Source organism: Rhodovulum sp. MB263 (assembly GCF_002073975.1).
In the GTDB taxonomy this organism is placed as follows: Bacteria; Pseudomonadota; Alphaproteobacteria; order Rhodobacterales; family Rhodobacteraceae; genus Rhodovulum.
In genome coordinates, this window is sequence record NZ_CP020385.1 from 58,324 (window position 1) to 71,943 (window position 13,620).

Here is a 13,620-nt window from a genome sequence, read left to right on the forward strand (position 1 = left end):
CCAGTTAAAAACAGAGTATTTTGGTCGGAATATGGGCCGCTTGCCGTCCGGCCGGAAAATTGCCCATAAGACAGCTGCACTTCCGGAAGGCTGCACGGGAATGACGACAGCAGATACCCCCCGCCCGGCACGCGCCGGACGCCCGACCAAGCGCCAGTCCGAACGGATCGCGGCCGAGATCGTCGTCCGGGCGCGCGAGCTGTTCATCGCCCAGGGCTTCGCCGCGACCACGATGGAGCAGGTGATCGCCGCTTGCGGTATCGGCAAGGACACGCTTTATCGCCGCTTCGCCACCAAGGAGGAACTGTTCGCAGCGGTGGCGCAGAAGGCGCTGGAGCGGACCGAGGCCTGGTTCGGGGCGGTGGCGGCCGACTGCCCCGAGCGGCCGCTCGACCGGGTCCGGCATCTGGCGCGCTGGTTTCTGGATGCCAATCTCGACCCCGAGCTGCTGGCGCTGAAGCGCGAGGCCTTCATCGAGGCGATGCGCGCCCGGCCGCTGGTCGGCGCGGACCCGTTCACGCCGAAGCTGGCCGAGGCGATCCGGGCCGCCGCCGCCGCGGGCGAGCTTGCCGCGCCGGATGCCGATTTCGTCGCCGACCAGCTGATCGCGGCCCTGGTGCTGGGCCCGAGCAATGCGGCGCTGATGGGCGATGACGCGCTGGCCGATCCGGCGGCGCGGAAGGCCTGGTTCGACCGCGCCTGGCGGCTTTTCGTCGAAGGTGCCGCGCCCGGCAGGGGCTGACCCTTGGGGGCGCCGTCAGGGCGGCTCAAGGTGGTTGGAAAAGCTCCGGAAGCGTGATGCCCGCGCGCCGCTGCCGGTGTCGGACGAGATGTCGGGCGGGGCCCGGCAGGGTCAAGGCCGTGGCCGTAGCGGATGGGGCGGAGGCCAGCAGATCCGGATCCGGGGGGCATGCTCGCCCGCGGGAGCTTCGGCTTGGAAGATGGGCGGCGGCCGGGGCTGGCCTTGGCTGTGAAACGGCGCCTCGAACCGGGGCTTGTCGCTGGCGACCGGGCGGGTCGGCCCGGCGAAACGCCCCTGTCCTGGCTCGGGTTCGACGCGGTGCCGGGCGATCAAGGCGCTCTGCCGAGGCAAGCGGCGCCCGGTTGCCGGGCCTTCGCCGTCGTCATCAAGCAGCGGATCACACGTTCCGCCCGCCCGTTCGCGGCGGTGACTGCGGCGTTCAACGGGCCTGCGCATCTGCCCGAGCGGCCCGGGTGCCGGTCGCATATCGAGCATGTCTGCAGCCGATCTTCCGGGTCCGGTCCGTTGGCCGAACCCGGCCTTTCCAGCCCGAAGTCAGGCATTGCTGACCCGAACCAGACCTTCGAGCTGTGAGGCCCGGCGGACGGGGTGAAGCTGCCGTCATGAGTCAGCTAGGCCATTGGCGATAAGCTCAGCCTTCATCCAGTGGATTTCGGACTGAACATGCCCTTCCCTGACATATTTTCCCATCCGCCTCGGCATGTCGCTTTCTGGGAACGAGCCGGCGATCCTTACAACAAACCCCTCTTGCCTCGACAGGTCGAGGGCCCGCGCCAGATCCTCGAACATACTTCTTCAAGCGACCAGCCTAGCACGATGGCCGACTTACGGCCATGGGCGCATTCCGGACCGTCGCTGCGTTTTCCGTGAACGACCGCTTTGCTCCGGGCAAGTCCCATGAGCGGGTCGTCCTGCTCAGGCGAAGGGGATCAGACCGGCTTTCGTCGGCAAGATCCTGTCCGAATGACCCCCGGCCTGTTTCACCCTGCGCGAACCTTAGGCCATGGTCGGCGATGATCGGCCTCGGGGCCGCGCCGATGCGCCCTTCGGATAACGATCATCGGGGCGGGACGGCATCGATCCGAAATGCGGGTCGGCAAGGTGACATGAACGTCGATTTTTCAAGCGTCTGGTTCTGATGCTGGCGCTCGAGCAGGAAGGACACATGCCCTGCCGGTTCCAGTGCTGTTGACGGCGATGCGGAAACCCGCGCCCGAAGGACAGGGACCCCTGGCGGGCAAGCGACCGACCCTTTGCCGAGCCGGGCCGGGGACGGCTACGGGATCACCGCCTCGGCGCTGAGGGTCAGCGAGACCACGATGGCGGCGGTCAGCAGCACCGAGGCCGCGCCCATGACAAGGCCCCAGATGGTGACCCGGCCGTCATGCTCGACGATGCCGACACCCGCGACGAACAGCGAGATCGCCGGGAACCAGCCGCTGCCCGGCACCGGCAGGAACAGGGTGAAGGCGATCACGAACAGCGCCGCCCCCAGCGCGCGCTCGTTGCGGCGGCGGAACAGCGCGGTGTGGCGCGGCCTCAGCACCCGCTCGAGCCGCCGGGTGACCGGGCGCAGGCGCAGCACGGTGCGCCGCAGCTTGTCGTGATCCAGCCGCAGCCGCGCCAGCACCCCGGGCAGGCGGACATGGCGGTAGCCCAGCATCATCTGCGCGGTGGTGACCAGCACCGGCAGCGCCGTCACCAGCGAGGATCCGGGCGGCAGCGGCAACATGGTCAGGAGCGCGAAGACGACCACCGCCCAGCCGAACGAGGCCTCGCCCAGTCCCGACAGCAGGCTGCCGAGGGTCAGGTTCCCGGCATCGTGCTGATCCCGCGAGGTCCGCAGGATCGGAAGCGACAATGACACCCGTCGCCCGGAGCCGCGATTTCTGTTCATCAGGATATCCCCCGCGCCCCGCTGTTACGCGATATCGTCACCGGATGCCATGACTTCGATTTCGGCCGCGGACAAGTGTTTGCCGCGCCGGCGATTTTCCGCATGGGGCAGGCTGGCACCGTCCCTTTGCGAAGCTTCTTCGGAACGATACCGGCCAATCGCCGCGATTGTCCTGATTTTAAGCGGCCGGGGACAGGGGCGGGGCGCGACTTCGACGATGACAACGCCGCGCGGGCGGGCCGTGAGCTCTGCCGGCTTGTCACCCGCTGCGGGTCGGGCTGCATTCACCGAGAGGCGGGCGCAAGCTGCAAGGATGCCACCGCCCGCCGCGCGGCCGTTCAAGGCGGAGGGACGGCCGCGGTGTATGGCAGGCAATGGGCCATGGCACAGTGCAGCGAAGGCAGCCCTGCGCGCCCATGGGCGTCATCATGACCGCCAGACCGCGCGAATGAAAGGACAGCATCAGCGCCTGCCGGTCGCACCGGGGCAGCAAGAGGCCTGGCGGGTCCGGGTTTTCCCGCAGGGGACGCCCGGCAAGGCCAGGCTTTTTCCTTTGCGCGACGGAGTTTGCGCAGCCCTCCTCATCCGCACAGAGGGCGCGCCGAGCTTGACGGAACGAACCGCGCAAGGCCAAAGTCGGCCCTCACCCAGTCAGCCCGCGACGGCGCGGCCTCCAGGGATGCGACAAGCCCCCTGCTGAGGCCCCGGGGGCAGGATCGCGGTTCCGGGGGAGGATGCCGGAAGCGGGCCCAGTGGCTGTCGAAAGGAACGGAAGGAGGAGCGGAATGGCGGCAGGCGGGGCGCGGCGCGACTGCATGGCGGGGATCGCGGCGATGTGCGCGGGCGTGGCCTGTCTCTGCCTCAACGATGCTTTCGCCAAGGCGCTGACAGCAGGTTACTCGCCGCTCCAGATCCTGTTTCTGCGCAGCCTGATCGCATTGCCCTTCGCCGCTGCCATCGCGCTTCGGGCGGGCGGTGCAAGGGCCCTGATCTCGCATCGGCCAAGGGCGCATCTGGCGCGCGGCGGGTTGCAGGTCGCGGCGGCGCTGCTGTTCTTCACCAGTTTCCGGCATCTGGGACTGGCCGAGGCGACCGGGCTGATCTTCGTCGCGCCGGTCTTCATCACCGCGCTGTCGGCTCTGGTCCTGCGCGAGCCGGTGGGCTGGCGGCGCTGGCTGGCGGTGGCGGCAGGCTTCGCGGGGGTGCTGATCGTGGTGCGCCCGGGGGCGGAGGCGTTTCAGCCCGCCTCGGTGCTGCCGCTGCTGGCCGCGCTGTGTTATGCGGTGCTGATGCTCAGCGCCCGCTGGCTCGACCCCCGCGAAAGCGTCTGGACGATGCAGCTGTGGCTGGTCGCCAGCTCGCTGCTGCTGAGCGGTCTGGCGGTCGGCGTCGTCTGGACCCCGGTCGCGACCGGCGATCTCTGGGCCTTCGCCGGCATCGCCCTGTTCGGTACGCTGGGGATCACGCTGATCACCCAGGCCTTCCGGATGGCGCCCGCGGTGGTGATCGCGCCGCTCGACTATACCGCGCTGCTCTGGGCCACCGGTTTCGGCTGGCTGTTCTGGCAGGAGGTTCCCGACCGCGCGACGGCGGTGGGGGCGGCGGTGATCGTCGCCAGCGGCCTCTTCATCATGATCCGCGAAAGGCGGGCGGCGGGCTGAGCGCCCCCCCCCTCAGCCGGTCGGCATGATATGGATCTCGCGCAGCTCGGCGCGGGGGTTCTGCTCCAGCGCATAAAGCACCGCATCGGCCACATCCTCGGGCCGGATCTTGTCGGGCTTGGGGCTGTCGAAGAACGGCGTGTCGACCATTCCGGGCGAGATCACCGTGCAGCGGCCGCCCCATTCGCGCATCTCCTCGGACATGTTGCCGCCATAGCCATGCACGAACCACTTGGTCGCGGAATAGATCGAGCCCTTGATATGGGTCCGCCCCGCGGCCGAGCCGGTCAACACCAGATGCCCCTTGGTGCGGCGCAGATGCGGCACGGCGGCGCGGGCGGTGAACAGCACGCCCATCACGTTCAGATCGACCATCCCGCGCCAGTCCCCGGGGTCGCCCGCCTCGGTGCCGGACCGTTCGAGCCCGCGCCCGGCATTGGCGAAGGCCGCGTGCAGCGCACCGAACTGTTCGACGGTACGGGCCACGGCCTCTTCCTGAGCGGCCAGGTCGGTGGCGTCGCCGGGCAGCGCCAGGGCGGCCTCGCCCAGCTCGGCTGCAAGCGCCTCCAGCCTGTCGGCCGAGCGCGCCATCAGCCCCACTGACCAGCCCTTCGCGACGGCGGCGCGGGCGGTGGCGGCACCGATGCCGCTGGAGGCGCCGGTGATGAACAGGGTTCGGGTCATGGTCGGTCTCCTTCGGGTCCGGATCGACCCTGGAAGCTGTGGCGCGGGCGGCGCGAGACAAGCCCGCCCCGTATCGCCCGGGCGAAGGCAGCGGTTCGGGCGGCTGCGGCGAAGGGGTTGACGATCTTCAACCGCCCCTCGACGGTCAGCCCGTCCTGCATGTCCTCGGACCGGAGCCGCGTGCATCCGCTCAGAAGCGCCGCGGCGACGATCATCGCGTCGTAGACAGACAGCTTGTAGCGGGCGGCCAGCGCGCGCCCGACATCATGGGTATCGACGCTCAGCGCGACCGTCTCGCAGAGATCGCGGATCCCGAACAGGAACGCGCCCGCCTCGTCAGGGGTCATGCGGACCTTGCGCAGGCAGGTCACCAGCGCCTCGTTCAGCACCTGGACGCTGATCGTGCCGCCCCGGGCCAGCAGCGCCTCGGCCCGGTCGGCCCTGAGCCCGTCATCCAGCAGGCAAAGGATGACATTGGGGTCGAAGACATCAGCGGCCATTGGCCGTGTCGCGGCTCAGCCGATCCCCGGGCGCCAGCCGGCCACGGAACCGGCGCAGCTCCGACAGCACCTCCTCGGCACGGGATCGCGGCTGACCGCAAGCCGGCCCTCGCCCGAAGGCTCGAGCTCGATCCGGTCGCCCTCGCGCAGGCCGAGGGTCCGGACCAGGTCCGCGGGCAGGCGGACGGCAAGCGAATTTCCCCATCTGGCGATCTGCATGGCGGCCTCCGGTGCGGCAGGCTGGATATACAACTCAATATGTCTATCATTCGCGCCCGTGAAGCAGGGCCGGAAGACGGGGCGCGACGGGATGAGACGGGCCTCGGCAAGGCCCGGGCAGGCTCCTCGGGCTGTCTCGGCGCGGGCCGGGCGCTGCGGGCGACGCCCCCCGGACAACCCGAGACGGGACAGCGATCCCCGCGCCTTTTTGCCGGGGCGCTCCGATCCGCGCCGACAGATCCCGCCCGAAATGCAGGGGCAGCACAGACTTTCGGGAAGGCGCCAAGGATGCGGGCCCGTCCCTCTACCGGCCGCTCCCGGCACAAGGCCCAGGATCACCGCCACGCGCCCCGGCGTTAGGCCCGAGTTCGGCTGGCGGGACCGGCACCGCATTGCCTCTGTCGCAAGGCGCGCGGCATGCCAGAGGCAGCGAAACAGGCCACAGATGGCACGGGCGACGGACCCCACGGAGGCTATGCCTCTTGTGGCGCGGGTCCCCGCCGCAGTCCTGCGCGCACCGCCCTGCCTGACAGGATGAGACGACGCAAAGACGCCAAGACCGATCCCGGCGCCCTCGCCCGACAACATGGCGGCACCCTCCGTGCGGGCAATCCGAAACAGAAAGCCCGTCACGCTTCGGCCAGCGCAGGGCAGCCCGCACCTGGCATATCCCGCGCCCTTCCGCTTCTTCTTGGCGAAAATACCCATGTCCCGCCGCTGCTCACGGGCCAAGGTTCGGAGCCGGGCGCGCCGGTCCGACCGGACTTTCTCTCCATCAATGGGGTTCCGGTGGCGCGAGGGTCGTGAGCCACGGCATCCGGACCTTCGACCCGACCCTGCCCGGCTCCGGCCCCGAGGGCGTCGATCTGGTCATCGACGGCGTCGGCTTCGGAGCGACACGGGCGGCGGCCAGCGCGGCGCTGCGCCCGGGCGGGGCGATGGTCCATATCGGGCTCGGCGATGCCGGTCCCGGCTTCGACATCCGGCGCGCCACCCTGCAGGAGCTGACCTTCATCGGCAGCTACACCTATACCGCCGAGGAGTTCCGCGACACCGCCGCAGCCCTTTTCGAGGGCCGTCTGGGCAGGCTTGGCTGGGTCCGGACGATGCCTCTGGACGAGGGCGCCGCCGCCTTCGCCAGTATCGCCGGGGGCGGCGAGGCCGCGCCCAAGATCGCGCTTTTGCCGGACGGATAGGGCGCGGGCGTCGCAGGGCCAGGGGGCGAGGAGCCATGGGGGGGGCTTGTCTTGCCCGCCGCCCTGACCCTGCCCTGACCCCGCCCGGTCTCTCGTCCGGGCTGCGGTGCCGGGCCAGCCCGACTGCACCCGATCCCCGACGTTGCGGCCCCCTGCGGAAGGGGCCTTAGCGGGGGAACCGCCGCCCCAATGCCGCGCGGGCCGGGTGGGTGCCCCCGCAGCTCCATAACCGGACATGGCGACATCGGCGCGCGGGCAAGCGGACCCGGTTCTTGCCCGCGCCTGAAGGCAGGGCGGTCCCGGGGCGTCCTGCCGATATCGGGTTCGGGCTTGCAAAGCGCCTGTTCGGCCGCATGATCCCGCGCGAGGTGGCGTGATCCGAGGAGGACCGGAATGGCAGGCAAGGCCCTCAACAAGAAGAACCTGCTCGAGCTTGGCGCCGACAGGCTGGCAGAGCTGCTGCTCGAAGCGGTGAAGGGCGACGCGGCGCGCCAGCGCCGGGTGCGCATGGCGCTTTCGGCGGATCGGGGGCCGGAGGCGATCACTGCCGATCTGCGCAAACGCTTCGCCTCGATCCGGCGGGGCCGCAGCTTCATCTCGCGCAAGGCGCAGAAGACGCTGACGCAGGAACTGGCGGGACTGACCCAGCTCATCGAGACCCGGATCGCGCCCGATGCCCCGGCTGCGGCCTTCGAGCTGCTCTGGGCCGAGCTGCAGCTGGCCCCCGGCCTCTTCGAGCGCACCGATGACAGCCGGGGTACCCTCGGCGAGGTGATGGGCGGGGCCATGGCGGCGATCGGGCGCCTTGCGCCGCGGCTGGGCCTGGACCCCGCGACGCTGGCCGAAACCGTCTTCGACGCGATCTCGGACGATGTCTATGGTGTCTTCGATGACGCCGTACCCGCGCTGGCCGAGGCGCTCGGCACGACCGGTCTGGCCCGTCTCAAGGCACTTGCCGAAGCCGCCCGCGCCGCGCCCCCCGGCGAGGCCGAGCTTGCCCGCTACGCGTTCCTCTCCGACCGCGACGCCCGTACCGGGCGCGCCCGCGCCGAACGCAACCGCAGCCTCGACAGGATCCTGCGGGACGTGGCCGATGCCGAGGGCGACGTCGATGCCTGGCTTGCGCAATATACCCCCGAGCAGCTGACCTATGCCACCATTGCCCCCGATGCCGCCCTCCGGCTGCTGGCGGCGGGACGCGCCGGGGACGCGCTGCGCCTGATCGAGGCCGCGCTGCCCGGCGAGAGTGATGATCCCTGGTTCGACGACCCCGAGCTGGATGCGGCGCATTTCGCCTGCCTGGAGGCGCTTGGCCGCAAGGAGGATCTGCGGGCCGCGCTCTGGAACCGCTTCGAGCGGAAGCTCTGCCCCGACGCCCTGCGCCGTCACCTCGGGCTTTTGCCAGATTTCGAGGATATCGAGGCCGCGGATGCGGCGCGGCGGATCGTGCTTGACTTCAGCCCGGTCGAGACGGCGCTGGCCTATTGCCTCGAGGCTCCCGACCTGTCCCTGGCGGCCGAACTGATCGAGACCCGCAACGCAGAGATCGACGGCGATGCCTACGAGATCCTCACACCGCTTGCCGAGGCGCTCGCGCCCGCCAACCCGCTTGCCGCCGTCCTGCTGCGGCGCGCGATGATCGATTTCGCCCTGGATCGGAGACGTGCGGGCCGCTACGGCCATGCCGCAGGGCACCTCTCGGACTGTGCCGCCGCGGATGCCGAGATACAGGATTACGGCATCCACCTCTCGCATGCCGCCTATCTGGACGGGCTGCGCAGGACCCATGCCCGGAAATCGGCCTTCTGGGACCGGCTGCGGAACGGCTGACGGGGCCGGACGATTTCGGGCACCGCGGCGCCCCGGGCGCATCGCCTTCGCGCCGTCGGACCCCTGCCACCGGGGGACTCGCGCGCCCGATGCCGGCCGAAGGCCCGCCTTGCCCTGTTCAAGGGGATGTGCGCCACGCCGCCCTTGTCATGCGGCGGGCGCGCACAAACTTGTCGGGACAGGATCCGATCAGACTGGAATGACCCATGGCCCAAACCGATAGCGTGAACCGCAGATATGTCCTGGCCCGCCGCCCGACGGGCGCCCCGGACGAAAACACCCTGCGCCTGGAAACCGGCGAGGTGCCGACCCCCGGGCCCGGCCAGATGCTGTTGCGCAACGAATACCTGTCGCTCGATCCCTATATGCGCGGCCGGATGAGCGATGCGCCCTCCTATGCCGCCCCGGTCGAGATCGGCGAGGTGATGGTCGGCGGCACGGTGGCAGAGGTGGTGACATCGCAGGTCGAGGGCTTCGAGACCGGGGACCGGGTCGTGGCCTTCGGCGGCTGGCAGGATTACGCGCTCTCGGATGGACGCGGCGTGATCAACATGGGCAAGTCGCCCGAACATCCATCCTGGGCGCTTGGCGTCCTCGGCATGCCGGGCCTGACGGCCTGGGCCGGGCTGACCCGGATCGGGCAGCCGAAAGCGGGCGAAACCCTGGTCGTGGCCGGAGCCAGCGGCCCGGTCGGGGCCACGGTCGGCCAGATCGGCAAGATCCTGGGCCTGCGGGTTGTCGGCATTGCCGGCGGAGACGGGAAATGCCGCCATGTCACGGAGACCCTCGGTTTCGACGCCTGCATCGACTACAAGGCCGAGGGCTTTCCCAAAGCGCTTGAGGCCGCGCTTCCCGAGGGCATCGACATCTATTTCGAGAATGTCGGCGGCGCAGTCTTCGATGCCGTGATGCCCCTGCTCAACACCTCGGCCCGGATCCCGGTTTGCGGTCTGATCTCGCAATATAACGCAACGTCGCTGCCCGACGGCCCCGACCGGATCCCCCAGCTCATGGGCACGATCCTGCGCAAGCGGATGACCATGCGCGGCTTCATCGTCTTCGACGATTTCGGCCACCTCTACCCGGAATTCGCCAGACAGATGGGCGATTGGGTGGCGCAGGGAAAGATCAGGTATCGCGAGGAAATGATCGACGGTCTGGAACAGGCGCCCGCCGCTTTCGTTGGGCTGCTGAATGGCGAGGCTTTCGGCAAACGCGTCATCAGGCTTTGCCAGTAACCGACACGACCGCCAAGGGAAGGCTTCTATGAAAATCCTCATGGTTCTGACATCGCATGACAAGCTGGGCGATACCGGCAAGAGGACGGGGTTCTGGCTCGAGGAATTCGCCGCGCCCTACTACGTCTTCAAGGATGCCGGGGCCGAGATCACCCTGGCCTCGCCCAAAGGCGGCCAGCCGCCGCTGGATCCGGCCAGCGACGGCGACGATGCCGGGACCGAGGCCACCAGGCGGTTCAAGGCGGACGATGCCGCGCAAAGGCATCTGGCCAGGTCCGAGATCCTGTCTTCGGTTCCGGCCGAAGGCTATGATGCGCTCTTCTTCCCCGGGGGCCACGGCCCGCTGTGGGACCTCGCCGAAGACCGGGACGCCATCGCCCTGATCGAGGCCTTCGCCGCAAGCGACCGCCCGGTCGGGGCCGTCTGCCACGCGCCGGGTGTCTTCCGGCATCCCAGGGGGCCGGACGGCAAGCCGCTGGTCGCAGGCAAGAGGGTGACCGGTTTCACCAACAGCGAGGAAGACGGTGTCGGCCTGACCTCGGTCGTTCCGTTCCTGGTCGAGGACATGCTGAAATCGAAGGGCGGCGATTACCGGAAGGGCGAGGACTGGGCCTCTTTCGTGGTGAGCGATGGCAAGCTGGTGACGGGCCAGAACCCGGCCTCGTCCGAAGAGGCCGCGCAGAAGCTTCTGTCGCTGCTCTGAGCGGCCTGGTCCGGGCGCGCACCGGCCCTTTTCCGCGACAGTCGGTTCGGCACCGCTGTCGAGGTCAGGGGCAGGGCCCGGCCGATGCCACTGCCCGACAAGGGCATCCTCCCTTGTCCGGATCCTGATGCCTCTCCGGCATCGGGGGGGGGCCGGAACGGGCAAATCCTGTCATGGAGTCCTCGAAGGACGCAGCGCGGAGTGCGGCCGCCATGCCACGACAAGGACCTGTCACCATGCGCGCGCGCCCCGGGTGGAATGCTCGGCCGACCGCTTCACGCGGCTGGTCTTTCCCGCCAGTTGCGACAGGCGTTGAAGCGCGGGAGCAAAGCCGGCTTGCGGCGCAATCGCTGTCGAGGTCCCGGACAGTCACCGGAACCGGATCAAGCGCCCAATTCATCGGCGACGAAGTTATCGAGGCCCCAGACGTCCGACAGATACGGGTGCGGCTGCGACGACAGGGTTTCGTCGGGCTTGATGGTGGCGAAGGTCATGACGATGCCGCCAAGCTCCGTCCTGGGGATCGGAACCGAGAAGGACAGTTGCAGCATCATGTCAGAGCGCATCACGTCGCCCTCAACGTCCGTCGTGTCTGTGGCACCGACGATGGAGCGGCCGAACACGCGCGATTGCTGGGAAATGATGAAAGGCATCTTGCCGGTATCGACCGAGAGCCCATGCGCCCAGCGGAGCGCCATTTCCTCGCCGTATTGCGGATTGGCGTCGACAAACTCGCGCATCGCACGGGTCAGTCGATCCATGGTTTCGGCGTTGTAAAAATCGGTCAGGCTGATATCGGCAGCGCCGCCGAGATCGGCGAACACCTGCGGAACACCGGTGGCGTCGGTTTCCACACGGAGATAACCACCGTTGGCCCCGAGGTCAAAAGCGCGAGAATATGTATCGGTGTCACCGCCGGTTTCGGTCACCGATTGATTGGTGAGAGGGTTGGCGCCAGAGCCGGGGTTAATGCGGCCGACACCACGGATCGGAATGTTACCATCGAATTGAATACGCCCGTTCACGCGATCCTCGGGATCGAGAACGCCGTTCAGCCGGTCCAGCACGGTCTGCGAGATCAGGGCAGGGGTGATCGCCGTATTGGAATGCAGGACCTGCTTGGCCTTCACATATTTGCGCTGCCGCAGGAAGTTGACGGCGGCGTTATGTCCAAGGCGGACGATCTCATTGACCTTCTTCACGCCGCCAATGGAGCGGGGATTGACCCCGCAGCGCCGCGAAATCTCGCTCTCCGGTTCCAGATCGAACAGCGGATTGCCGGAAAGCAGCTTCTCGCGCAGGACTTCGGTCATGCCGGCATAGGCCGCATCCGGGTCCTTGATGGCATCGACGGCCTGAACCGGCACGAAAACCGAGATGAACTCGCCGGTGATGGGCGTGATCATGCGGCCCGCGATGGGGTCGAGTTCCAGCGTGATCTGCTGAGACAGGAACCCGCCTTCATTGCCACGGACGGGCACGGCCATGACGGGGGCGAGCTTGCCACCCCGAAAGCGGCCGACAAGGGTACGGCTTTCGCGGCGCACATTGCGCGCGTTCTGATAGCTCATTTCTTTTTCCTTCTAAGGCGTTGGGAGATTTTCTTGAAAGAGCGGGACAGCGCGGCCCTACGGGCGGCGCAGCCCTTGCAGCGCTTCGGACGGCGGCTCATCGTTCCCACCACTTGCGATAGGTGTTGAAGCGCTGGAACAAGGACGGCTTGTCCGGCGGCTGCAACGCATAGCGCTGGCCGTCTTCAAGCGTGTAGATCGGAGAGCCTTTATGATGCGTTCGGTAGCGACCTCGGCCAGTGGCCTTGAACGCCTCATTGAGGAAAGCATCTGGTACGGTGAGGGAGGGCCAAAGCCACGAAAAGGGGCCTTCGCCAATACTATCCTCGATCTGCTGACCGGTAGAGAAGTTTCCGGAGCCGTAAAAGTCGTGCCCGAAGGCACGAAAGGCCGGAACGTCTTTGGTAACCGCTAACTGAGGGCCAGTGCGATTGCCGTCGTCAGGCCCGAGAATATCGCCAGCGAAAGGGCTATCCAGAGATACACTCTGACGGCTTTTGCCAGGAACTCCATGTTCACCCCCAACTGCCGCCCGAATGGACGGCGTATTGACGTTGCTGGCGTAGATGCCGCCAACTCGGGGACGAATGGTAAGCTGCTGAACACGCTCCTTCAACTGCGCGTTTTGTTCCCGCGCCTTCTGCAGCTCGCCGGTTTTCTCGGCCTTCTTGGCAAGGCCGTCCGCGAGCAGCAGACCGGCATCGGCAATGGCCTGACCCATGTAATTCTGCCCGGCCGACGCAACAGCGCCCGGAGCAGAGGTCAAGGCGGTCAGGGGATTGAACCCGGCCGCCTCGGCCCGTGCGCGGATTTTTCCATAGTCCGGGACGACGTATTTCGCCTTCTTCTTGCTGCCGAAAAGGCCGCCAAGAAGGCTGGCGCCGCCCGAGATAAGGGAGCCAGTGACAACGGGATCCATTAGGCGCAGATCCTGCTATGAGAGCGGCGGGCAGGAGCATCCGCCGAGCACAGGCCAAGGCCGGAGGAGGCCTTGGCAACATCCTCTAGGACTTTCTTGTCCGTAACCCAGAAGACATCGGCGACGATATCAACGGCGAGGTCGATCTGTGCCGCGTCGAACTTCTCGGAAACGACGGATTGAACGAGCCGCCAGATGGCTTGCTCATAGGTTTGGAGGGGTGCGCGATCTGCCTGCATGTCACAGCAGCCCGCAGAACGCGCGATAGCCCTCGGAGTAGGCCACTGCTGCCAGAGTGCCGAGCGCGCCGAGCGCGCCGAGCAGCGCAGGCAGAACGGACTTCGCCGCCATGGTCAGCGTGGCACGGAGAACCGTGTTTTTCATAGGAAACCTCTCAGTTACAGGTGACGCAACACAGCGTCACAACCGAGCGGTAGCA

General features: G+C 67.9%; 13 protein-coding genes and 3 pseudogenes. 7 read left to right on the forward strand and 9 right to left on the reverse strand.

Annotation, left to right across the window (positions count from 1 at the left end):
• Positions 1–100 precede the first annotated feature (100 nt).
• A complete protein-coding gene (locus B5V46_RS18420) occupies positions 101–742 on the forward strand; it encodes a TetR/AcrR family transcriptional regulator (protein WP_196774424.1) in 642 nt (213 codons plus the stop codon).
• A gap of 168 nt (positions 743–910) precedes the next feature.
• Entirely contained in the window at positions 911–1,336 is a 426-nt protein-coding gene (locus tag B5V46_RS18425) for a hypothetical protein (protein WP_080618155.1), read from the forward strand.
• A 27-nt stretch (positions 1,337–1,363) separates the two neighbouring features.
• On the opposite strand, the pseudogene B5V46_RS18430 reads toward B5V46_RS18425, so the two are convergent.
• Positions 1,364–1,552, reverse strand: a pseudogene (locus B5V46_RS18430) (hypothetical protein); the annotation flags it as partial.
• Positions 1,553–2,039: 487 nt separating this feature from the next.
• Positions 2,040–2,630: an exopolysaccharide biosynthesis protein gene (locus tag B5V46_RS18435; protein ID WP_369822859.1), complete on the reverse strand. Its 591-nt coding sequence runs from the start codon at positions 2,628–2,630 to the stop codon at positions 2,040–2,042.
• An 815-nt stretch (positions 2,631–3,445) separates the two neighbouring features.
• Between B5V46_RS18435 and B5V46_RS18440 the strand changes: the two genes are divergently transcribed.
• Positions 3,446–4,321: a DMT family transporter gene (locus tag B5V46_RS18440; protein ID WP_231119341.1), complete on the forward strand. Its 876-nt coding sequence runs from the start codon at positions 3,446–3,448 to the stop codon at positions 4,319–4,321.
• Between the two features lie 12 nt (positions 4,322–4,333).
• On the opposite strand, the gene B5V46_RS18445 is transcribed toward B5V46_RS18440, so the two are convergent.
• From B5V46_RS18445 to B5V46_RS18455, 3 genes and pseudogenes are all read right to left on the reverse strand, one after another.
• Positions 4,334–5,005, reverse strand: coding sequence for an SDR family oxidoreductase (locus B5V46_RS18445; protein ID WP_080618157.1), 672 nt, complete (start codon positions 5,003–5,005; stop codon positions 4,334–4,336).
• Positions 5,006–5,112: 107 nt separating this feature from the next.
• A pseudogene (locus B5V46_RS18450) lies at positions 5,113–5,505 on the reverse strand (PIN domain-containing protein); the annotation flags it as partial.
• Positions 5,495–5,724, reverse strand: a pseudogene (locus tag B5V46_RS18455) (AbrB/MazE/SpoVT family DNA-binding domain-containing protein). The pseudogenes B5V46_RS18450 and B5V46_RS18455, both read right to left, overlap by 11 nt.
• Before the next feature lie 803 nt (positions 5,725–6,527).
• On the opposite strand from B5V46_RS18455, the gene B5V46_RS20620 reads away from it, so the two are divergent.
• From B5V46_RS20620 to B5V46_RS18475, 4 genes are all read left to right on the forward strand, one after another.
• Positions 6,528–6,920, forward strand: a complete 393-nt coding sequence (locus tag B5V46_RS20620; protein ID WP_369822857.1) for a zinc-binding dehydrogenase — start codon at positions 6,528–6,530, stop codon at positions 6,918–6,920.
• A 393-nt stretch (positions 6,921–7,313) separates the two neighbouring features.
• A complete protein-coding gene (locus tag B5V46_RS18465; RefSeq protein ID WP_080618160.1) occupies positions 7,314–8,750 on the forward strand; it encodes a DUF6880 family protein in 1,437 nt (478 codons plus the stop codon).
• A gap of 206 nt (positions 8,751–8,956) precedes the next feature.
• Positions 8,957–9,988, forward strand: a complete 1,032-nt coding sequence (locus tag B5V46_RS18470) for an NADP-dependent oxidoreductase (protein ID WP_080618161.1) — start codon at positions 8,957–8,959, stop codon at positions 9,986–9,988.
• A 28-nt stretch (positions 9,989–10,016) separates the two neighbouring features.
• Complete coding sequence (locus B5V46_RS18475; RefSeq protein WP_080618162.1) at positions 10,017–10,691, forward strand: type 1 glutamine amidotransferase domain-containing protein; 675 nt, start codon at positions 10,017–10,019, stop codon at positions 10,689–10,691.
• 383 nt (positions 10,692–11,074) lie between these two features.
• On the opposite strand, the gene B5V46_RS18480 is transcribed toward B5V46_RS18475, so the two are convergent.
• The 4 genes from B5V46_RS18480 to B5V46_RS20065 all read right to left on the reverse strand — a co-directional run bounded on the left by B5V46_RS18480 (position 11,075) and on the right by B5V46_RS20065 (position 13,565).
• On the reverse strand, positions 11,075–12,262 hold the full coding sequence (locus B5V46_RS18480) for a hypothetical protein (protein WP_196774425.1): 1,188 nt from the start codon (positions 12,260–12,262) through the stop codon (positions 11,075–11,077).
• A 97-nt stretch (positions 12,263–12,359) separates the two neighbouring features.
• Positions 12,360–13,181: a hypothetical protein gene (locus tag B5V46_RS18485; protein ID WP_080618163.1), complete on the reverse strand. Its 822-nt coding sequence runs from the start codon at positions 13,179–13,181 to the stop codon at positions 12,360–12,362.
• Complete coding sequence (locus tag B5V46_RS18490) at positions 13,181–13,420, reverse strand: hypothetical protein (protein ID WP_080618164.1); 240 nt, start codon at positions 13,418–13,420, stop codon at positions 13,181–13,183. Before B5V46_RS18490 ends, B5V46_RS18485 begins: the two co-directional genes overlap by 1 nt.
• A gap of 1 nt (position 13,421) precedes the next feature.
• Positions 13,422–13,565: a hypothetical protein gene (locus B5V46_RS20065; RefSeq protein ID WP_155774201.1), complete on the reverse strand. Its 144-nt coding sequence runs from the start codon at positions 13,563–13,565 to the stop codon at positions 13,422–13,424.
• Positions 13,566–13,620: the final 55 nt, after the last annotated feature.